General features: G+C 51.9%; 21 protein-coding genes. 2 read left to right on the top strand and 19 right to left on the bottom strand.

All coding sequences use genetic code 11. From position 1 onward, the window contains the following. Positions 1-4 precede the first annotated feature (4 nt). The 6 genes from odhB to sdhC form a co-directional block, all read right to left on the bottom strand. Positions 5-1,225 carry a 2-oxoglutarate dehydrogenase complex dihydrolipoyllysine-residue succinyltransferase gene (gene odhB, locus MUG06_RS08780; protein ID WP_215847322.1) on the bottom strand — a complete coding sequence of 407 codons (1,221 nt, stop codon included), beginning with the start codon at positions 1,223-1,225 and terminating at the stop codon, positions 5-7. 15 nt (positions 1,226-1,240) lie between these two features. Continuing rightward, entirely contained in the window at positions 1,241-4,048 is a 2,808-nt protein-coding gene (gene sucA, locus MUG06_RS08785) for a 2-oxoglutarate dehydrogenase E1 component (RefSeq protein WP_243078328.1), read from the bottom strand. A gap of 207 nt (positions 4,049-4,255) precedes the next feature. Further along, positions 4,256-4,972, bottom strand: a complete 717-nt coding sequence (locus MUG06_RS08790) for a succinate dehydrogenase iron-sulfur subunit (RefSeq protein WP_215847323.1) — start codon at positions 4,970-4,972, stop codon at positions 4,256-4,258. 17 nt (positions 4,973-4,989) lie between these two features. Next, positions 4,990-6,756, bottom strand: coding sequence for a succinate dehydrogenase flavoprotein subunit (gene sdhA / locus MUG06_RS08795; RefSeq protein WP_215847324.1), 1,767 nt, complete (start codon positions 6,754-6,756; stop codon positions 4,990-4,992). Continuing rightward, positions 6,757-7,104, bottom strand: coding sequence for a succinate dehydrogenase membrane anchor subunit (sdhD, locus tag MUG06_RS08800; protein ID WP_215847325.1), 348 nt, complete (start codon positions 7,102-7,104; stop codon positions 6,757-6,759). Then, the gene (gene sdhC, locus MUG06_RS08805; RefSeq protein WP_215847326.1) at positions 7,098-7,487 is read right to left on the bottom strand and encodes a succinate dehydrogenase cytochrome b556 subunit; all 390 of its coding nucleotides are present in this window, start codon (positions 7,485-7,487) and stop codon (positions 7,098-7,100) included. The genes sdhD and sdhC overlap by 7 nt, the downstream gene beginning before the upstream one ends. Positions 7,488-8,119: 632 nt before the next feature. Here sdhC and MUG06_RS08810 point away from each other — a divergent pair. Next, complete coding sequence (locus tag MUG06_RS08810; RefSeq protein WP_215847327.1) at positions 8,120-9,403, top strand: citrate synthase; 1,284 nt, start codon at positions 8,120-8,122, stop codon at positions 9,401-9,403. Between the two features lie 59 nt (positions 9,404-9,462). Here the strand turns inward: MUG06_RS08810 and nei are convergent, their stop codons facing one another. From nei to MUG06_RS08865, 11 genes are all read right to left on the bottom strand, one after another. After that, positions 9,463-10,251 (bottom strand): endonuclease VIII, encoded by a 789-nt coding sequence (gene nei, locus MUG06_RS08815; protein ID WP_243078329.1) that lies wholly within the window; start codon positions 10,249-10,251, stop codon positions 9,463-9,465. An 11-nt stretch (positions 10,252-10,262) separates the two neighbouring features. After that, complete coding sequence (gene pcp, locus MUG06_RS08820) at positions 10,263-10,910, bottom strand: pyroglutamyl-peptidase I (protein WP_215847329.1); 648 nt, start codon at positions 10,908-10,910, stop codon at positions 10,263-10,265. 7 nt (positions 10,911-10,917) lie between these two features. Further along, positions 10,918-11,934: a DUF979 domain-containing protein gene (locus tag MUG06_RS08825; protein ID WP_243078330.1), complete on the bottom strand. Its 1,017-nt coding sequence runs from the start codon at positions 11,932-11,934 to the stop codon at positions 10,918-10,920. Next, complete coding sequence (locus MUG06_RS08830; protein ID WP_215847330.1) at positions 11,934-12,662, bottom strand: DUF969 domain-containing protein; 729 nt, start codon at positions 12,660-12,662, stop codon at positions 11,934-11,936. The genes MUG06_RS08825 and MUG06_RS08830 overlap by 1 nt, the downstream gene beginning before the upstream one ends. Positions 12,663-12,719: 57 nt before the next feature. Further along, a complete protein-coding gene (gene pxpA, locus MUG06_RS08835) occupies positions 12,720-13,457 on the bottom strand; it encodes a 5-oxoprolinase subunit PxpA (protein WP_243078331.1) in 738 nt (245 codons plus the stop codon). Continuing rightward, the gene (gene pxpC, locus MUG06_RS08840) at positions 13,447-14,379 is read right to left on the bottom strand and encodes a 5-oxoprolinase subunit PxpC (RefSeq protein ID WP_243078332.1); all 933 of its coding nucleotides are present in this window, start codon (positions 14,377-14,379) and stop codon (positions 13,447-13,449) included. The genes pxpA and pxpC overlap by 11 nt, the downstream gene beginning before the upstream one ends. Then, the gene (gene pxpB, locus MUG06_RS08845) at positions 14,373-15,029 is read right to left on the bottom strand and encodes a 5-oxoprolinase subunit PxpB (RefSeq protein ID WP_243078333.1); all 657 of its coding nucleotides are present in this window, start codon (positions 15,027-15,029) and stop codon (positions 14,373-14,375) included. Before pxpB ends, pxpC begins: the two co-directional genes overlap by 7 nt. A gap of 158 nt (positions 15,030-15,187) precedes the next feature. Next, positions 15,188-15,931 carry a type 2 GTP cyclohydrolase I gene (locus tag MUG06_RS08850; protein WP_243078334.1) on the bottom strand — a complete coding sequence of 248 codons (744 nt, stop codon included), beginning with the start codon at positions 15,929-15,931 and terminating at the stop codon, positions 15,188-15,190. 18 nt (positions 15,932-15,949) lie between these two features. After that, positions 15,950-17,377, bottom strand: a complete 1,428-nt coding sequence (phrB, locus tag MUG06_RS08855) for a deoxyribodipyrimidine photo-lyase (RefSeq protein WP_243078335.1) — start codon at positions 17,375-17,377, stop codon at positions 15,950-15,952. A 12-nt stretch (positions 17,378-17,389) separates the two neighbouring features. Continuing rightward, positions 17,390-18,346 carry a DUF523 and DUF1722 domain-containing protein gene (locus MUG06_RS08860; RefSeq protein ID WP_243078336.1) on the bottom strand — a complete coding sequence of 319 codons (957 nt, stop codon included), beginning with the start codon at positions 18,344-18,346 and terminating at the stop codon, positions 17,390-17,392. 155 nt (positions 18,347-18,501) lie between these two features. Next, positions 18,502-18,702: a YbfA family protein gene (locus MUG06_RS08865; RefSeq protein WP_215847335.1), complete on the bottom strand. Its 201-nt coding sequence runs from the start codon at positions 18,700-18,702 to the stop codon at positions 18,502-18,504. 260 nt (positions 18,703-18,962) lie between these two features. Here MUG06_RS08865 and kdpE point away from each other — a divergent pair, with 260 nt between their 5' ends. Then, on the top strand, positions 18,963-19,637 hold the full coding sequence (gene kdpE / locus MUG06_RS08870; RefSeq protein WP_243078337.1) for a two-component system response regulator KdpE: 675 nt from the start codon (positions 18,963-18,965) through the stop codon (positions 19,635-19,637). A 38-nt stretch (positions 19,638-19,675) separates the two neighbouring features. Here kdpE and pgm read toward each other — a convergent pair whose 3' ends face one another. Next, positions 19,676-21,316, bottom strand: coding sequence for a phosphoglucomutase (alpha-D-glucose-1,6-bisphosphate-dependent) (gene pgm / locus MUG06_RS08875; RefSeq protein ID WP_215847337.1), 1,641 nt, complete (start codon positions 21,314-21,316; stop codon positions 19,676-19,678). Positions 21,317-21,341: 25 nt separating this feature from the next. Next, positions 21,342-21,890: a replication initiation negative regulator SeqA gene (seqA, locus tag MUG06_RS08880; RefSeq protein WP_243078338.1), complete on the bottom strand. Its 549-nt coding sequence runs from the start codon at positions 21,888-21,890 to the stop codon at positions 21,342-21,344. Between the last annotated feature and the right edge of the window lie 89 nt (positions 21,891-21,979).

The following is a 21,979-nucleotide window of genomic DNA, read 5'->3' on the forward strand; positions in this document are numbered from 1 at the left end:
AAAATCAGACGTCCAGCAGCAGACGTGCCGGATCTTCCAGCATCTCTTTCACCGCAACCAGATAGCCAACAGATTCGCGGCCATCAATCAGACGGTGATCGTAGGAGAGCGCCAGATACATCATTGGCAATACCACAACCTGACCATTTACCGCCATCGGGCGATCTTTGATGGCATGCATGCCCAAAATCGCGCTCTGTGGTGGGTTGATGATCGGGGTGGACATCAGCGAGCCGAAGACGCCGCCGTTGGTAATGGTAAAGTTACCGCCAGTCAGATCATCTACAGTCAGCTTGCCGTCACGGCCTTTTACAGCCAGCTCTTTAATTTTCTTCTCGATGTCAGCCATGCTCAATGCATCAACATCACGCAGTACTGGCGTTACCAGACCACGCGGCGTAGATACCGCAATACTGACGTCGAAGTAGTTGTGGTAAACCACATCTTCGCCATCAATTGAAGCATTTACTTCTGGATAGCGTTTCAGCGCTTCAACAACCGCTTTGATGTAGAAGGACATGAAGCCCAGACGCACACCGTGGCGTTTCTCGAAGGCGTCGCCGTACTGCTTGCGCAGATCCATGATCGGCTTCATGTTCACTTCGTTGAACGTTGTCAGCATCGCAGTGCTGTTTTTCGCTTCCAGAAGACGCTCTGCAACACGCTTACGCAGACGCGTCATCGGAACGCGTTTTTCGCTGCGATTAGCCACAGCTTGCTGCGGGGCCGCTTCAGCAGCAGGTGCAGCGGCTTTTGCGGTTTCCGGTTTCTTCGCCAGATGTTTTTCAACATCTTCACGTGTCAGACGACCACCCACACCGCTGCCTTTGATCTGCGAGGCATCTAAATTGTGTTCCGCGATCAGGCGACGAATCGCCGGGCTGAGCGCGTCATTGCTCTCTTCTTCCAGTGAGGCGGTCTGACGCTGAGCCGGTGTGGACTCTTTGCTGTCAGCTTTGGCACTGGTTTCTTTACCGGCACTGTTGCCCTCTTTCAAACGCCCCAGAATCTGGCGCGAGGTCACGGTTGCGCCTTCGTCTTCCAGTACAGCTTCGAGAACGCCATCGGCGGAAGCAGGCACTTCCAGTACCACTTTGTCAGTTTCGATCTCTACCAGCACTTCATCACGAGTGACGGCATCGCCTGGTTTCTTGTGCCAGGTTGCCACGGAGGCATCGGCAACGGATTCAGGCAGGTCGGGAACGAGAATATCTACGCTACTCATTATCTTTCCTTTTAATTAATCAACGTTCAGCGCGTCATTAACCAGGTCTTGCTGCTGTTTTTGGTGTACGGACATGTAACCCACGGCCGGTGAAGCGGATGCCGGGCGGCCTGCATAACGCAGAGTTGCACCGAAGGGTACGACTTCGCGGAAATGATGCTGACTGCAATACCAGGCGCCTTGGTTCAGGGGCTCCTCCTGACACCAGACAAAATCCTGCACATGGGAATACGCTTTCAAAATTTCTTGTACTGCCTGATGCGGGAACGGATAAAGCTGCTCGATACGCAGAATCGCGACATCGGTCTGCTCGTTTTTACGACGCTGCTCCAGCAGATCGTAATAAACTTTACCGGCACACATCACGACGCGTTTAACGCCTTTCGGATCGAGCGCATCGATTTCGCCAATTGCCGGTTGGAAGCTGCCTTCTGCTAATTCATCCAGTGTTGAAATAGCCAGCGGATGACGCAGCAGCGATTTCGGTGACATAACGATCAGCGGACGGCGCATACCGCGCAGCGCCTGACGACGCAGCATGTGGTAAACCTGCGCAGGCGTTGACGGAACGCAAACCTGCATGTTCTGCTCAGCACAAAGTTGCAGATAACGTTCCAGTCGGGCAGATGAGTGTTCTGGGCCTTGACCTTCATAGCCGTGCGGCAACAGCATCACCAGACCACACATGCGGCCCCATTTCTGCTCGCCGGAGCTAATGAACTGATCGATAACAACCTGTGCGCCGTTGGCGAAGTCACCGAACTGCGCTTCCCAAATGGTCAGGATGCGTGGCTCAGCGGTGGCATAACCATATTCAAAGGCCAATACCGCTTCTTCGGATAACACTGAATCCCAAACTTTGAACTGTCCCTGACCGCTGTGCACATGATGCAGCGGCGTATAGGTTGAGCCGTTAGCTTGGTTATGAATTACCGCATGGCGATGGAAGAAAGTGCCACGGCCAGTATCTTCACCAGATAAGCGAACCGGAATGCCTTCATCAACCAGCGTGGCGTAAGCCAGGTTCTCAGCGCCGCCCCAGTCAAAGGCTTTATTGCCTTCGGCCATCTCTTTGCGATCGTTGTAGATCTTGGTAACGCGCGACTGAACTTCCACTTCTTCTGGGATCTGGCTGATACGACGCGCCAGTTCTTGCAGGCGTTTCTTATCCACCTGTGCCGGATAAGCTTCATCCCACTCGTGGTTAAGATACGGCGACCAGGTAAAGGAGTGCAGGCTCATTGGACGCCATTCCGGCACCACGCATTCACCTTCATCCAGCGCGTCACGGTAAAGATTCACCATTTCGGTGGCATCTTCTTGCGTAGCAACACCTTCGCTTTCAAGGCGATCGGCATAAATTTTACGCGGGGTCGGATGCTTTTTGATTTTCTGGTACATCAACGGCTGCGTGGCGCTTGGCTCATCCGCTTCGTTGTGACCATGACGGCGATAGCACACCAGATCAATGAAGACATCACGTTTGAAGGTATTGCGATAATCCAACGCCAGGCGCGTAATAAAGGCGACGGCTTCTGGATCATCAGCATTGACGTGGAAAATCGGGGCCAACACCATTTTACCGATGTCGGTGCAATAAGGCGTTGAGCGGGCATCTTTCGGATTGGAGGTGGTGAAGCCAACCTGGTTGTTGATCACGATGCGAACGGTACCGCCCACTTCGTAGCCACGCGCCTGAGACATGTTCAGGGTTTCCTGCACCACGCCTTGGCCGATAATTGCCGCATCGCCATGAATAGTGATTGGCAACACTTTATTGCTGCTTGGCTCGGAGAGACGATCCAGACGCGCACGAACTGAACCCATCACCACGGGACTCACGATCTCAAGGTGAGATGGGTTAAACGCCAACGCCAGGTGCACTAAGCCGCCTTCGGTTTCAACGTCTGATGAGAAGCCCATGTGGTACTTCACATCACCGGTGCCGAGGTGTTCTTTGTGTTTACCCGCGAATTCGTCAAACAGATCCTGCGGCTTCTTACCCAGTACGTTAATCAGTACGTTGAGACGACCACGGTGCGCCATACCCAGCACCACTTCACGCGTGCCGCTTTTGCCCGCGTGACGAATCATCTCGCGCAGCATCGGAACCAACGCATCGCCGCCTTCTAACGAGAAGCGTTTAGCGCCTGGGAATTTTGCGCCGAGGTATTTTTCCATCCCCTCTGCCGCAGTCAGCTCTTTCAGGAAACCTTTTTTCTCTTCGTTGCTGAAGGAGGCCTGGCCCACCACTGACTCAAGACGCTGCTGAATCCAGCGTTTCTCGTCGGTGTTATTGATGTGCATATATTCTGCACCAATGGAGCCGCAATAGGTCTGGTTCAGCGCGTCGAACAGATCGGCCAGCTTCATGGTTTCTTTGCCACCGGCAAAAGAACCTACGTTAAAGCTTTCCTGAAAATCGGCGTCGGTCAGATCGTGAAAAGCGGGATCGAGATCGGAGACACGATCCTGTTTCCACAGGCCGAGCGGATCAAGATTAGCATGCTGATGACCGCGAAAACGAAACGCGTTTATCAACTGCAACACTTTCACTTGTTTGGAGTTTGTTGCTGGATCGGAAACTGAGGAGGTGTAACGAGATGCATCTTTCGCCAGGCGACGGAAATACTCGCGCGTGGTGGAGTGAAACTGTTCTGGTTTCACGCCGGTGCCTGGGAGCTGTTGGAACATCGTGCGCCACACTGCATCGACAGAGTCAGGATCGGTCAGGAAATCCTCATAGAGCTGCTCTATGTAAGACTGATTCGCGCCGGCCAGCCAGGAAGAGTCCAGCCAGGGTTTCATCGCGCTGTTCTGCATTGTGATCCCTTAAGCATTGTTATGCTTTTTTGAGGTTTCATTTGTTGCCGCTTACGCGGTTTGCCGTAGTGAGTTCAGCGATACGAGCACTGTGCGCAGCGCGCGCCCGGCCCGTAAGGGAACCTTTGTAAACGTAGTACACGACCACGTTTACAGAGGCTTCCGTAAATCGTCCGGGAACCTGAGGTTCCCGGACGATAAAAATACTTATGCCCCGCGTTGCAGCAGCATCGACTTTATATGGCCGATAGCGCGTGTCGGGTTCAATCCTTTAGGACATACGCTCACACAGTTCATGATGCTGTGACAGCGGAAAACACTGAAAGCATCATTAAGATTGTCGAGACGCGCATCGGTTTCGGTGTCGCGGCTGTCAATCAGGAAGCGGTAGGCTGCCAACAGGCCGGCAGGTCCAATAAATTTATCTGGATTCCACCAGAATGATGGGCAAGACGTTGAGCAGCAGGCGCAGAGAATACATTCGTATAATCCATCCAGATGCTCACGTTCTGCCGGCGACTGTAAATGCTCGCGCGCCGGCGGATTTTCCCCATTATTCAACAAGAAAGGTTTAATTTTCTCATATTGCGCATAAAACTGACTCATGTCCACAACCAGGTCGCGGACAACCGGCAGACCCGGCAGTGGGCGAATAACAATGGTTTTTTTACCGTTGCCCAACGCCGATACCGGCGTGATGCAAGCCAGGCCATTTTTGCCGTTCATGTTCAGGCCGTCAGAACCACATACGCCTTCACGGCATGAGCGGCGAAAAGCCAGAGTAGGATCTTTTTCTTTCAAACGGATTAACGCGTCCAACAGCATCATGTCGCGACCATCTTCCGCTTCGAGGCTGTATTCCTGCATGCGCGGCTTGTCATCGACGTCTGGATTGTAGCGATAAATTGAAAATTCGAGTCTCATGATCGTCTCTCCGCAAATTAATAAGTACGCACTTTCGGCGGGAACGCCGCGCGCAGTTTCGGCTGCATGTTCACCTCACGGCGCGTCATGCTCTCGGTTTGCGGGATATAAAGACTGTGGCACAGCCAGTTTTCATCATCACGATCCGGGTAGTCGAAGCGACTGTGCGCACCGCGACTTTCGGTGCGATAGTTTGCTGCCACCGCAGTGGCGTAAGCGGTTTCCATCAGGTTATCCAGCTCCAGGCACTCAATACGTTGAGTATTAAAGTCTGGTGAGCGGTCATCCAAACGCGCTGATTTCAGGCGTTCACGGATCACTTTCAGCTCAGCAAGCCCTTCTTTCATCGCATCACCTTCGCGGAACACCGAGAAATTGTTCTGCATGCAGCGCTGCAGCGCCTTGCGAATCTCAACCGGATCTTCGCCAGTGGTATTGTTTTCCCAACGATTGAAGCGCGCCATAGCTGCATCAATCTCTTCCAAAGAGGCATCACGCAGCTCGCCCTGCTCGGCAATCGACTCCAGCAGATGCAAACCGGCTGCGCGACCGAATACCACTAAGTCGAGCAGTGAGTTTCCACCGAGGCGGTTAGCGCCATGCACGGATACGCAGGCGATTTCACCCACGGCAAACAGGCCTGGAATGACCACATCTTCGCCCTGCTCGTTCACGCGCAGCGCCTGGCCCGTTACTTTGGTCGGAATACCGCCCATCATATAGTGGCAAGTTGGGATCACTGGGATCGGCTCTTTAACCGGATCCGCGTGAGCAAACGTACGAGACAGCTCAAGAATGCCTGGCAGACGTGATTCAAGAACGTCTTTACCTAAATGATCGAGTTTTAGCTTAAGGTGTGGGCCCCAAGGACCATCACAGCCGCGGCCTTCACGAATTTCAATCATCATCGAACGTGCCACTACATCACGACCTGCAAGGTCTTTGGCGTTAGGTGCATAACGCTCCATAAAGCGTTCGCCGTGTTTGTTCAGCAGATATCCGCCTTCACCACGACAACCTTCCGTCACTAATACACCCGCACCGGCAATACCGGTTGGGTGGAACTGCCACATTTCCATATCCTGAACCGGCACGCCTGCGCGCAGCGCCATGCCGACACCGTCGCCAGTGTTGATGTGGGCATTGGTGGTTGACTGATAAATACGGCCCGCGCCACCGGTTGCCAGCACAGTAGCTTTGGCTTTAAAGTAAACGGTTTCACCCGTTTCAATGCAGATTGCGGTACAACCGACAACTGCGCCATCTTCATTTTTAACCAAATCCAGTGCATACCACTCAGAGAAGATGGTGGTTTTGTTTTTCAGGTTCTGTTGGTAAAGCGTGTGCAGCAGCGCATGACCGGTACGGTCAGCGGCGGCGGCAGTACGTGCCGCTTGTTCGCCACCGAAATTCTTCGACTGGCCGCCAAACGGACGTTGATAGACACGACCATCTTCAAGACGCGAGAACGGTAAACCCATGTGTTCCAGTTCCAGAATCGCTTCAGGTCCGGTTTTACACATATATTCAATCGCGTCCTGGTCACCGATATAGTCGGAACCTTTGACGGTGTCGTACATATGCCATTCCCAGTTATCTTCATGGGTGTTACCCAGCGCGACGGTGATGCCGCCTTGCGCAGATACGGTATGGGAACGGGTCGGGAAAACTTTAGATAGCAAGGCACAGCTCTGGCCTGCTTGGGAGATTTGCAATGCGGCTCGCATTCCTGCGCCGCCTGCGCCGATCACCACGGCATCAAACTCTCTGATTGGCAAACTCATTTACACACCCCACACCACAACAAACCCATAAATCGCATAGGACAACAACGTCACCACGACCACCAATTGCAACACCAGACGCTGCGCTACTGATTTAACGTAATCAGTTAACACTTGCCACATGCCAATCCAACCGTGGATCAGAATGGAAAACAGCGTCAGCAGGGTGAATACTTTGGTAAAGGCCGAAGCGAAGAATCCACGCCAGATGTCATAAGTCAGCGTGTCTGTCATCACTACAAAGCCGAGTATGTAGAGGATGTAAAGCGTAATGAGAATTGCAGAAGCCCGCAGCAGCAGCCAGTCCTGAATGCCGTTGCGACCCAAAGCGGATGCATTGCTTACCATACGAGGACTCCAGCCAAAATTGAAAGCACGACAGTAATACCAATTGCCACCTCAGCCGAGCGCGAGCCTGCTTGCAGGGTCTCAGCCAGATAACCAAAATCCATCAACATATGACGAATCCCGCTCACCGCGTGGTAAGCCAACGCCGTTAAAATGCCCCACATAATGAACTTCGCGAAGAAGCCATCCATGATGGTTGCAGCGTGTTGGAAACCTTCCGGAGAGGAGAGAGACAAGCCCAGTAACCACAGCAGAATGGCAAGCGCAACCAAGGTAATTACGCCAGTAACGCGGTGGAGAATAGACGATATTGCAGTAACGGGAAACCGGATCGTCGAGAGATCCAAGTTGACAGGTCTTTGTTTTTTCACGGTTTTGCCCACACAGCTCTTTTTTATTTTGCTTCCTCCGGTCCTGAGGCGGAGTCGGATCACGCGACGTGTTCAGACTTTAACCGTCACCAAAAAAGCAACATCCAGTGTTAATTGACGCGGTAGAAACGCTGGGTGGCTCCTGGTGTCAGGGAATTCCGGAGACCTCGGCGAAGTATAGGAGGATCACAATCTGATTACAATTCCCCTACAAACACTTTGGGAACATTTCGGTTGAACAGTGATCTTACTCACGATTTTCACATTTGATACAAATTTAATTATCTGATTTGACAATAGTTAAACAATTCAGTTACAAACTAACCCAATAAACTCCTATGATGCACAAAAGTTATGGGGATACACTTTCCCCTAAGCTCAAGTTATGTAACATTGCGAGCGTGAGCCACAACAAGCATCAGGTTATTGGTTACCAAGAAGTTATGTCCAGACCGGATCTTTAACAACCTCGATATGCAGCATGTCATGGCTTTACGGTTCCTGACGGGAACATGCCTCTCACTCTGTACCCTGCACCAGACTTATGAACGCAGAGTGAAATTGTGAAGTTTTGCCACCCGCAACATGAACGCTTTTCAGGTGTCTAAAGATCCTTACCTACATAAGGCGCTATGGAGACGAAAATGACAGATAAAAAAGTGACGCTAACCCTACAAGATGATACGTCTTTTGAACTGGACGTGCTGGAAGGCACCTTAGGCCAGGATGTCGTTGATGTCCGTACCCTTGGCTCAAACGGCTTATTCACCTTCGATCCGGGTTTCACTTCTACAGCGTCATGCGAATCCAAAATTACCTTTATCGATGGTGACGAAGGTATTCTGCTGCACCGTGGTTTCCCGATTGATCAGTTGGCTACCCATTCGAATTATCTGGAAGTGTGCTACATCCTGCTGAATGGCGAAGCACCGACGAAGCAACAGTTTGACGAGTTCCGCACCACGGTTACCCGCCACACTATGATTCACGAACAAATTAACCGCCTGTTCCACGGCTTCCGTCGCGATTCGCACCCGATGGCGGTAATGTGCGGTGTAACTGGCGCGCTGGCCGCGTTTTATCATGATTCACTAGATGTTAATATTGAGCGTCACCGTGAAATTGCAGCTTTCCGTCTGCTGTCAAAAATGCCGACCATGGCAGCGATGTGCTACAAATATTCGATCGGGCAGCCGTTTGTTTATCCACGCAATGATCTGTCATATGCCGGGAACTTCCTGCATATGATGTTTGCAACGCCATGCGAAGAGTACAAGGTCAATCCTGTACTGGAACGCGCAATGGACCGCATTCTGATTCTGCATGCCGATCATGAGCAAAACGCTTCAACGTCAACCGTGCGTACTGCCGGTTCGTCTGGCGCTAACCCCTTTGCCTGTATCGCGGCGGGTATCGCATCGTTGTGGGGGCCTGCTCATGGCGGGGCTAACGAAGCGTGTCTGCGTATGCTGGAAGAGATCAGCACCGTTGAGCATATTCCTGAGTTCGTTCGTCGTGCGAAAGATAAGAATGACTCTTTCCGCCTGATGGGCTTTGGTCATCGTGTTTACAAAAACTATGACCCACGCGCAACCGTGATGCGTGAAACCTGTCATGAAGTCTTGAATGAACTGGGTATGAAAGATGATCTGCTGGAAGTGGCGATGGAGCTGGAGCACATTGCGCTGAACGACCCGTACTTTATCGAGCGCAAACTCTATCCAAACGTGGACTTCTACTCCGGTATTATTCTGAAAGCGATGGGGATTCCATCTTCAATGTTTACCGTGATCTTCGCCATGGCGCGTACTGTTGGCTGGATTGCTCACTGGAAAGAGATGCACGACGAAGGCATGAAAATTGCGCGTCCGCGTCAGCTTTACACCGGTTACACTGAGCGCGAATTTAACTCGCAGCTGGAAAAATAATTTCTTTTAAACAGTAAAAAAAGTGGGGATTTCCCCGCTTTTTTTATGACGCGTTCAGGCTAAACCTGACAGCCCGGACACCAGTAAAAGGGTCTGGACGACAGCGTTCCCTTCTCAATCAGTGTTCCGCAACGCCGACATTTCTTGCCCTGCCGATGAAACACTTCGAAGCGAAAAGCCGCTTCAGAGTGATATTTTTTCATCGTTCCTCGCATGCGATAAGCGTGACGTGGTACCGATAACAGCGCCTCGCTGAATGCTGTCAGCTGTGCTTCGCTTAATGAATGTGCCCGATGCTGCGGCAACAGTTCTGCTAACCACAAAATTTCAACCCGAAGGTAGTTACCCAACCCGGCAAGAAAGGCTTGATCCAGTAACAATCCACTGAACTGTCGGCGGCTGAAGCGCGGTGAAAGTAGCCGTTGTTTGACTTCTTCCACCGTCAACGTGCTGTCCAGCACATCCGGGCCAATGCGATTCAAAAAGGGATGGCTGGCGAGCGTATCCGCATTTAGCAGTTCAATATCTGACGCGCTATAGAGCAAAATCGCTTGCTCGGCGGTAGCCAATCGAACCCGCAGTTGCCGTTTCGTTTCTGGCTGGCTTTCAGGTAAGACAATACGCCAGACGCCATAAAGCTGATTGTGACTGTAAAGCGTTAAGCCATTGCTGAAATGCGTCAGCAACGCTTTACCCCGCGTTTCAATCGCCTGTACCTGCTCACCGAGCAGCGACGGTTCGTAGGTTTTCAGCTCAGGAAAGGCAAACCAGACATCCGTTAACGGTTGCCCGACAATGGCTGTTTCAAGCTGATCCGCCACACGGCGGATCTCCGGTCCTTCTGGCATTTATCCGCCTATTAGTGTGTTGCTCCACCCACGACTTTCAAATCCTCTTTTATCTCTAACGTGACGCGAACGGCAATTTCCAGCGCCTGAATCACGTTAGCCGAAGACATACTCGGTGCGCCAGGATGCTGTGCCGCCTGCTCTGGCAGATAAGGGATATGAATAAAACCGCCCCGCGCTGAACTGCCTTGGGTTTGCAGCCAATGCAGCAAACCATACATCACCCGGTTACAGGTAAAGGTGCCCGCAGTTTGTGATACCGACGCGGGAATGCCCGCTTCACGTACCGCCGCGACAATGGCTTTGATCGGCAAGCGTGAGAAGTAGGCCGCTGGGCCATCCTGCACAATCGCTTCATCCACCGGTTGTTTACCGGCATTATCGGGAATGCGCGCGTCATCCACATTAATGCCAATCCGCTCGACGGTAATGTCGCTACGTCCGCCCGCCTGCCCTACCGAAATAATCGCGTCAGGTTTAATCTCATCCAGCGCCTGATTAAGTACGTTCAACACTTCGCTGAACACTACCGGCAATTGGCGCGTAACAATGGTTGCGCCAGCAATTTGCTTGCCTTCCAGCGCCCGTACCGCTTCCCATGAAGGATTAACATCTTCCCCACCAAAAGGTTCGAACGCGGTCATCAATACAGTTTTCATTCTTTCCTCACAGGAACATCAGAAAATAGAGCAAAAAGACGTTAACGATTAACAGTAGCACACCGGTTGGCACCTGAGCCTTGATGACCGCGTTACGGTCTGGTAGCTCAAGCAATGCCGCAGGCACGATGTTGAAGTTAGCGGCCATCGGTGTCATCAACGTACCGCAATAGCCAGAGAACATGCCAATCGCCGCCATCACTGCTGGATTACCGCCATGCTGCAAGACAAGAATGGGGATCCCTACGCCTGCGGTAATAATCGGGAAGGCAGCAAACGCGTTGCCCATGATCATGGTCAACAGCGCCATGCCGACAGCATAAACCGCAACCGCAATAAAGCGATTATCGACCGCTAAATAGGTTTCCGTAAGGTGTGAAATCGCGCTGCCGACGCCTGCCGTAGTGAACAATAATCCCAGCGTGGCCAATATTTGCGGCAGGATGAATGCCCAGCCGATGGCATCAAGCAGACGGCGCGTTTCCTGCATCGACTGCACAGGTTTCTCGTGGGTCATTTTCAACGCCACCAGCCACCCCACCAAACACCCAACCATCATTGAAAACAGCGTCACCAGAGTGGAATGATTGCCGGGACCAAATACCGCGTCTTGCAAACCCGGGATATGGTTAAACGCTAAGACACCGACCACGGTGATTACCGGAATGGCTAGCGCAGGCAGAAACAGTTTGTTGTGCAAACGTTTTGCGCTGACCTTTTTTTCTTCGTCACTACGTTGATGATAGCGGCCTAATTTTACACCGCCTAAACCTGCGATGAGCGCCATCACCACCACCGCAACACCCACTACAATATGCAGCGTACGTGTGCCGACTTCCGGCGTTCCCATCAATTGCGTCATTAAATGCGTGGTCCAATCACCGACCAGAAAAATCAAGCCGTACAGCGCCCAGAACAAACCGGTGGTAAAACGACGCGGGTTGGCGCTGTCACGCCAGGAAAGTACCGCCACAACCAGCAGGATAATGCCTGCCAGCCACATCAAATATTGTTGCTGAAACATTATTGGCCCTCCTTGGCTTTCAATGCCTGGCTATTCAGCGTCTGTAATTCACGTGACAGTTTGCGATCCAAGCGAACCAGACGTGCTGAGTGGATTAGGAAGGCAGCAATCGCTGTTGGAATACCCCACAGCGCAATGTGCAAGGGCTCGGTCTGAATGCCTGCCGACTCTTGCATGAAGTTGTGCATGAAGATAATGGCACCGAAAGCCACAAAAATATCTTCGCCAAAGAATAAACCTACGTTATCCGTTGCCGCTGACATCGCGCGCAGACGATGACGAACCTCAGGTGAAACCTCACCATAACGATTCTCGGTAGCGCCTTCAGCCATTGGTGCTAAGAGCGGACGCACCATCTGTGGATGGCCACCCAGGCTGGTTAATCCCAGCGCGGCGGTGATTTCACGCACCAGTAGATAGACGATCAGCAAGCGACCGGCGGTCGCGGTTTTGATCTGAGCAATCCACGCTTGCGCGCGCTCTTTCAAACCGTGGCGCTCCAGCAGGCCGATCACTGCCAGCGGTAACAACAGAATCAGCGGCAGATTTCGCGTATTTAAAAAGCCTGCGCCCAGCTTTTCCAGGATGTCAGCAATCGGCATCATCGCAGCGATACCGGTCACGAAACCCGCAACAATCACCACCAACACCGGATTAAAACGTAATAAAAAGCCTACCACGATGGCGGCAATGCCGAGCAGCGGCCAAAGGTTCACCACGCTGTCCATATTTTCCCCTTATGAGATAAAAAAACCCGGCGCATTGCCGGGCTAACAGTCAACAATTTAAAGGCTATTCACGGCAACCTGATGTGTCGCAAAAACATCACGCAGGCGCTGAGCAAACTGCAACGCATGCGCGCCATCGCCGTGCAGACACACGGTTTGTGCATTCACCGCAACCCATTCGCCGCTGATGCTTTTCACTTTGCCTTGTTGCACCATTGCCAGCGTTTGTTCAATCGCCAGGGCTTCATCTTCGATCAGCGCGCCCGGTTGACCGCGTGGTACTAATGCACCGCTATTGAGATAGCCGCGATCGGCAAAAACTTCTTCACGGGTACGTAATCCGCAATCAAGGCCTGCGCGAATTAATTCGCTATTGGCAAGACCAACGACGATCAAATTAGCATCCACCGCTTTAATCGCCTGCGCTATAGCCCCTGCCAACACAGCATCCGCTGCGGCTTGGTTGTAGAGCATGCCGTGCGGCTTAACGTGCACCAATTTTTGCCCTTCGCTCTCCGCCAGGCTTTTCAATGCGCCAATTTGATAAATCATCTGGGCATAGACCGTTTCAGGTGGAAGCTGCATCGCGGTGCGACCAAAGTTTTCGCGATCGGGAAAGCTGGGATGTGCGCCAATGGCGACGCCAAACTCTTTTGCCCAGCGCACTGACTGCAGCATGGTTTGTGCATCACCCGCGTGAAAGCCGCAGGCGATATTGGCTGAACTGACTAATTGCAGCAGTGCGCGATCGCTGCCGCTGCCTTCACCTAAATCGGCGTTTAAATCAATTTTCATGAGCGAGTCCCCACACCATCTGGTCCAACGCGCGTTGCTGATGTTCACGCGCCTGTATTGCTTCTGGCAAAGTGCAGTGAATGAAGTGGATTGGATCACCTAAACGAATCTGTGCCAGATGATAAAGATCGGCTTCAATCACGCAGGCGATGCGCGGATAACCGCCCGTGGTTTGTGCATCTGCCATTAGAACAATCGGCTGACCATTAGGCGGTACTTGAATCACACCGGGTACCAAACCGTGCGATAACAGCTCACGTGGGGTTTCGCGGTTGAGCTGTCGGCCCTGCAGGCGATAACCCATGCGGTTACTTTGCGGACTGAGTTTCCATGCGGTACGCCAAAAAGCCTGCTGCGCCTCGCGGCTGAACTCGTGATACTCCGGCCCCGGCAAGGCGCGAATACGATTACCCCATAAGATTTGGCGCACACCGGCTTTCTTATCAAACTGGCGAGTTGGTTTGCCCAGCGGCAGGCGGTCCCCATCTTCCAGTTTACGCCCTTGCCAGCCGCCAAACCCCGCCTTGAGATCGGTGCTGCTTGAACCCAATACTTCCGGTAGATCAAAACCGCCATTGACAGACAAATAGCTGCGCATGCCGCGAACCGGCATCGACAGTGATAAAACCTGGCCCTTTTTCACTGGCAAACGCCAGCCGGTCCACACCGCTTTGCCATCCAGTTCAGCATGACAACCTGCGCCCGTTAAGGCAAACCAGCCGTCACGCGTGAATTCAGCTTTGAACTGACCGAGCACAATTTCCAGCACCGCGCTGTCAGGCGCATTACCCACCAGCAGGTTCGCGGTGACCATCGCTGGATGGTCGAGCACGCCGCTGACGCTGATACCATATTGTCGCCAGCCGTTACGACCGCTGTCTTGAATGCTGGTTGCGAGCCCGGCACGAAGAATTCTTAGCATACGCCCTCCTTTTGCGGCACAAACCGTACCGTATCGCCGGGACGTAACAAGGTTGGTGGTTGATTTTTTGGATCAAACAGCGCGACGCGTGTTTGTCCAATCAGTTGCCAGCCACCGGGGCTGGCGAGCGGATAAACGCCAGTTTGGCTACCGCCAATGCCCACCGACCCTGCTGGAACCAGCACGCGCGGTTCTGCACGACGCGGCGTGTGCAAACGCTGATCTAATCCGCCCAAATAGGGAAAGCCAGGCTGGAAGCCGATAAAATAGACCACGTAATTACTGCTGCTGTGCAGCTCAACCACTTGCTGAGGCGTCATGTTGGCCTGTTCAGCCACCACGTTGAGATCGGGCCCGCTTTCACCGCCATAGATCACCGGAATGTCAACCTGACGTGATTCTGGCAACTGCGCTTCACTCTCTTCCCACCAGCGCTGTAAGCGCTCAATAGCATCCAGCGCTTTATGTTGTGGATCGCGTAACAAAATGGTGATGTTGTTCATCCCAGGTATCACTTCAAGCACTTCTTCATGCGCTTGCAGCCGTTGATTCAATCCCCAAATGCGCTGTTGGCTTACCAATGAAATCGGCGGCTCCAGTTCCAGCACAACCGCGCGTTCGCCCAACAAATAACAACGTGCTCGTTGCAACACCCACCTCCATTTCACCTAAAATTACGCGCGCAAAAATCTTCAGGCGCGCGTTGCAGGCATTTGCTTATCGGTATAAAGCAGACAGTTATGCGAAAGTGACAGAGATGTGTCAATAGATTTAGGTCCTGCGCGAAAGTGCAGGACCCGTGAAGTGCTTAGGCGGGGTTAGGAATATCGATGAAAGTGACGTCGAGGCCGTGGTTTTCAGCCAGCCATTCGCCCAACGCTTTAATGCCCGCGCGTTCAGTCGCGTGATGGCCTGCTGCAAAGAAATGCAAACCTTGCTCACGGGCGCTGTGAATAGTCTGCTCGGAGACTTCACCGGTGATATAAGCATCAACGCCGAAGTCGGCGGCGCTGTCGATAAAGCCTTGGCCGCCGCCGCTGCACCACGCAACACGACGGATTTGCGCGGGTGCGTTATCGCCACAGTGCAGCGGTTCACGCCCCAGTTTCTGGGCAATGCGCTGAGCCAGTTCTTCCCCGGTCAGCGGCGTTTTTAATTCGCCCCAAAATACCAGTGGCATCACTTCACCGCGTACATCAATATCCAGTAACTGCGCCAGCTGTGCGTTGTTACCCAGCGTTGCATGCGCATCCAGCGGCAGATGCCAGCCATACAAATTAATATCGTTAGCCAGCAGCGCACGCAGGCGATTACGCTTCATGCCTTTAATTACCGCCGGTTCATTTTTCCAAAAATAACCGTGATGAACCAGAATCGCATCGGCGTTACGCTTTACGGCTTCATCCACTAATGCCTGACAGGCAGTAACCCCGGTAACGATAGTGTTGACTTCGGCGCGGCCTTCAACCTGTAATCCGTTGGGTGCGTAATCGCTGAAGCTGTGTGTATCCAGCTGCTGATTGACGATTTGCTCTAATTCGTAGTGATTCATTTCGGCTCCCTTGCCGCCTCAAGCCGCATTTTTTGCGCGCTCAAAGGCGTCTAATGTCTTTTTACGTGCCTCCTTATGTTCCACGATTGGTGCCGGATAATCGAGTACCTTGTTGTGTTTCTTCGCCCAAGCGTGCGGTTGGTGAATATCGCTGTCTGGCACGTCACTGAGCTCAGGCAAATAGTGGCGAATAAATTCACCTTGCTTATCGAAGCGCTCGCCCTGCGTTGTCGGATTAAAAATACGAAAATAGGGTGCAGCATCGGTGCCGGTTGACGCCGCCCATTGCCAACCGCCGTTATTGGCAGCCAAATCACCGTCAATTAATTGCTGCATGAAATAACGCTCACCGCCATGCCAGTGGAGAAGCAAATCTTTTACCAGGAAGCTGGCGGTGATCATGCGTAAACGATTGTGCATCCACCCAATATCATTCATTTGCCGCATAGCAGCATCAACAATCGGATATCCTGTTCTGCCCTCTTTCCATGCAGTGAAGTGTTCATCGTTTTGCTGCCATTCAACGTTATGTGTCCACTGAATAAAGGGCTGATGCTTGCACAACGCGGGATAAGCCACCATCAAGTGCCGATAAAAATCACGCCAGATCAACTCATTAAGCCAGACAAAAACGCGATTATCATCCAATGCCGCAGGATGTTCTTTCAGAACCCGATGCAAACACTGGCGCGGCGAAAGCACGCCGGTTGCCAGATAAACCGACAAGCGGCTTGTGCCATCAACGGCAGGCATATCCCGTGCGGATGAATAATCCAGAATCGGTTGAGTGGCGAAATGGCGTAACTGCCTCAGCGCAGCGGCTTCACCGGGAGGGAAAAGAGCCTGATCAAAGTCAGCTGCTTGATAACTAAAGGGGGGGATTTTTTTGTGAATTCTTAATGGCGCGCCGTCACGTGCTCTCGGCGCTGGAACACATTCCGGCAAGCCTTGATGCAGCCGACGGACAAAAGCTTTGCTAAACGGCGTAAACACCTTGTACATGCTGCGATCACCGGTTTGAACGCTGCCAGGCGCCAACAGCACGCTGTCATCAAAACCCTGACAAATTACGCCGTTCTCATCCAACTGTTTTTCAACTTTCGCATCACGCTGCCGCTCATTGAATTCGTATTGGTAGTTATAGAAGAGGTTATCAATTTTATGTTGCTCACAGAATGTTGTGAGGTAGTCAACAGACGCATTGAAGTCAGTGCATTGATGATAATAAAGTTCGATACCGCGATCGGCTAAAGTCTCTTGTAGCAGCAGCAAGCTTTGATAAATAAAAGCAGCCTGCTTCGGTGCCATATCATGCTGCTGCCACTGTTTCGGCGTAGCAATGTACAGCGCAACCACCTTGGCTTTGCTGTCGCGACATGCCGCGTGCAAAGCCAGATTATCGTTAATGCGCAAATCATTACGCAGCCAAACTAAATGGGTGGTCATATCAGGTCCGAATTATTGCCCATAACGCAGGCGCAGCGCTTCGGGATAGGGATCAAAGTAGCGCTGTTGAGCCAGCCATGGATGCGGATATTCCGCCATGTAGTGCTTAAGAATGGTGATAGGAACCAGCAACGGCTGTGTACCCTGACGATAATGGTCAATCAAGGTTGCCAGTTCCTGCCGCTGTGGCGAGCTGAGTTGGCGGCGGAAATAGCCTTGAGCGTGCATTAATACGTTGGTGTGATTACGCCGTGATGCAGGATGCGACATCAGTTCCATCAGGCGATTGCGATACTCAAAAGCGAACGCTTCCAGCGAATCCCACTGGCTCATTGACGCGACAAAAGGCCCTAGCTCGCGGTACTTTTCTTGAGAATGCGCAAGTAGCAGCAGTTTATAACGGCTGTGGTACGCAATGAGACGCGCACGCGTCAAACCTGCCTTCCACATTTGATTGAATTCGTGCAACGCACAAATGCGTCCTACAAAGTTTTCGCGCAATGCAGGATCGTGCAGGCGACCATCCTCTTCAAGTGGCAGCCAAGGCATCTCTTTACGCAGAAACTCGGTAAAAATGCCGGTTCCCGCTTTGCGGTTGTTGTTGGATTCAGGCTCGTAAACGCGCACGCGTTCCATGCCACAACTCGGGGACTTAGCACACAGAATGTAGCCACACAGATGATGCATTGCTTTCACCCGCTGTTCAGACCATGTGCGCATTTCCTGCGTAACCTCTTCTCCCCCATCTTTGCTGAAGCAGAGATGCAGATCATCGTCTTCTTGCTTTACTAAACGTAATGCTGGACGTGGCGTGGGAAGACCAATCGCCATTTCTGGACAAACAGGTTCGAAGCGCACAAACGGCGTGAGCTGTTCCGTTGCGAAGGTTAATCGCTTGTGACCACCATCAAATCTGACGGTATCGCCAAGCAGGCAAGCACTGATCCCAACTGGAATTTTCTCACTCATACTTGTACAACCTCTGAAATCTTGTAGAGGTTTAAGTGTAGCTGAAAATTATTTGGCTGTAAGGGATTGAAGGTTAAGTTTAGAGAAATTCTGAGAAGATAATGCTTAAAAAAAAGCCCGGTAAAATGACCGGGCTGACTATTTGGATGGGTAAATTACCAAAAAATTCCTCCTGCCGCTTCTGACTGCGCCAGCCAAACGGGTTTAGCGCTGGTTTTACACCACACGCGATGCAGATAACTGTAAAAACGGGCGCGATCTTTACGGAAAAGCATGATCGGTAACGCCATAACGCCGAGTAAAATCACCAAGGCACGACGCAAAATAATTTTGTTGCGTGAATAAGCGGGATACATCGTTTGCCTCCTTTTTAAGCGTAATAAGTGAGTAAATGTGATCTGACTCTAATATTACGCCCAGCTGTGTAATTTTACTACTCATCCGACCACCCTCCAGACCAAATTTATCGCTTTTAAGAATGCACGCCGTAAGTAAGTTACACACTTGTAATGGCGTTGTTTCTTTAGTGGTTATTTTCTCAATTGAACATTCACGGACGCGCTGATCATTTGTTGTTAAAGTAGCGAGTAAATGTTGATTTGATGGCAGGTTGCACGTGGCTACGGTTTTGATCATTGAAGATGAAAAAGAAATACGTCGTTTCGTTCGACTGGCATTAGAAGGCGAAGCCTTAAAAGTGTTTGATGCGGACACCCTGCAACGTGGCCTGATTGAAGCCGCCACACGCAAGCCGGATGTGGTGATTCTCGATTTGGGTTTGCCTGATGGTGATGGAAACATGTTTATCCGTGAACTACGGCAATGGAGCGCCATTCCGGTGATTGTGCTGTCGGCGCGCAGTGATGAACAAGATAAAATCGATGCGCTGGATGCCGGTGCGGATGATTACCTGACCAAGCCCTTTGGGATTGGCGAGTTACAGGCGCGAGTGCGGGTGGCCTTACGTCGTTTTAGCGGCATTAATCCTGAGCCTAAAGTGGCGTTTGCAGACGTGACCGTTGACCTTGCTGCACGTCGCGTGATTCGCGCAGGCGAAGAGATTCATCTCACTCCGATAGAGTTTCGTTTACTGGGCGTTTTGCTGAACAACGCGGGCAAGGTGATGACTCAGCGTCAATTGCTTAGTCAGGTATGGGGGCCGAACGCGGTCGAACACAGCCATTATTTGCGTATCTATATGGGACATCTGCGGCAAAAGCTGGAGGGCAACCCGACTCAGCCGCTGCATTTGCTCACCGAAACCGGGATTGGTTATCGATTTATGCCATAAAAAAAGGCGCCAGCGGCGCCTTTTTCATTACACCTTTATCAGGCGTTTTTCAGCACTTCGCTGACGATTTCTACTGCTTCTTTCTCGATCTGTGCGCGATGTTCAGCACCAAGGAAGCTTTCACAGTAGATTTTATAGGCGTCTTCAGTGCCAGAAGGACGCGCTGCAAACCAGCCGTTTTCCGTCATCACTTTCAGACCACCAATTGAGGCACCGTTACCAGGCGCTGCAGTCAACCGTGCGGTGATCGGATCACCCGCCAGCGTGTCTGCACTCACCATTTCTGGCGACAGCTTAGAGAGCGCCGCTTTCTGTGCCGATGTAGCAGAAGCCTGCAAACGGTTGTAGCTTGGCGCACCAAAGCGCTGAGCCAGCTCATCATAATGTTGCTGCGGGTTCTTACCGGTCACAGCCGTAATTTCAGCGGCCAGCAAGCACATAATGATGCCGTCTTTGTCCGTTGACCATGGCGTACCATCGAAGCGCAGGAAGGATGCACCCGCGCTCTCTTCGCCGCCAAAACCGAAGCTGCCGTCGAAAAGACCATCCACAAACCATTTGAAACCAACCGGTACTTCTACCAGTTTACGACCAATGTCATTAACAACACGGTCAATCATCGCACTGGAAACCAGCGTTTTGCCTACGGCAACTTCTTTGCCCCATTGCGGACGATTCTGGAACAAATAGTTAATCGCTACCGCCAGATAATGGTTTGGATTCATCAAGCCCGCAGGCGTAACGATACCGTGGCGATCGTAATCAGGATCGTTACCAAATGCTAAATCGAATTTGTCGCGGTAAGCCAACAGGCCCGCCATTGCGCACTCGGACGAGCAATCCATACGCACCACGCCATCTTTATCAAGATGCATAAAGCGGAAGGTTTGATCGATAGCATCGTTAACGATGGTAAGATCTAACTTGTAGTGCTCTGCAATGCGCTGCCAGTAAGCCATACCGGAGCCGCCAAGTGGATCGACACCAATTTTCAATCCCGCTTTCTGGATTGCGGCAAAGTCGATAACCTGCGCTAACCCTTCGACGTATGGCTGGATCAGATCTTTTTCTACGATATGACCACTTGCCAGCGCTTCATCCAGCGGCAGACGTTTGACTTCTTTCAAGCCATTTTTGATCAGCTGATTTGCACGATCTTCCACCACTTTGGTGACATTGGTATCAGCTGGACCACCGTTTGGTGGGTTGTACTTGATGCCGCCATCTTCAGGCGGGTTATGGGATGGCGTAATAACAATGCCATCAGCCAGCGCGCCGCCAGACTTATTATGTTCAAGAATTGCGTTGGAGATCGCAGGCGTTGGCGTATAGCCATTATCCTGCTGAACAATAACGTCAACGCCGTTGGCCGCCAGCACTTCCAGCACCGACAAAATAGCGGGTTCTGACAGCGCGTGGGTATCTTTACCTACGTAGCATGGGCCAGTAATGCCATTCTTTTTGCGCTCTTCAGCAATCGCCTGCGCGATAGCCAAAATGTGCAGCTCATTGAAGCTTTGACGCCCTGCGCTACCGCGATGGCCAGATGTGCCAAATTTCACCGCATGTTCCGGGTTCGCCACATCAGGCTTCAGGACATAATACTGTGATGTTAATTGTGCAACGTTAATCAAATCGCTCTGCTGGGCAGGCTGCCCGGCACGGGGGTGATTGGCCATTGGCGCTTCTCCCTGACGCTTCAGTTTAAATGGTGCCGCAAACTTTCTCTGTCAGTTCCGGCGGGAACTGCATTGACAGCATAATGTGTTCGACCATGCTGCATTTGCGACCAGTATTGGTATTGGTGATCACCCAGTACGGCGTGCCAGGAACGTGCTTTGGCTTCGTGTGGGTGCCATTCTGCAACAGCGTGTGCTCATCGCCCGCAAAGTAAACGCGAGTACGGCCTTGCAGCGAGGCAGTTGCCTCGGCAAACGCTTCGGTATCAAGACGATAGAGTGTTGACAAAATCAGCATAAAGCGATTAACCGCTCGCTTCTGCTCCGCATACTCATCAGAAAGCATTAGCTCACGCATGGCTCTCACGCGATCTTGCGGGCGCGATTCTACACGCGCAGCTTGCGCGTCATTCACGTCTGGCTTCGCCGCGTTTGGCGCAGCCGCTGCAGGTGCCGTTTGACCGGCAGTAAACTTCAGCATGCGACGCAGAATATCTGATGCGCTTTCGCCAATATGTTGCGTATGGCTGGCAATATAACGGTAGAGCTCTTCGTCAACTTCGATCGTTTTCATCTTATTCCGTACGGTTTTTTACTCATGACAGAACCATGCATTACCTGAAAAGCCCTTAGCAAAGTTTGGCAATTCGAAATGTGAGCGGA

The organism is Pantoea sp. MQR6, from assembly GCF_022761075.1.
In the GTDB taxonomy this organism is placed as follows: Bacteria; Pseudomonadota; Gammaproteobacteria; order Enterobacterales; family Enterobacteriaceae; genus Pantoea; species Pantoea phytostimulans.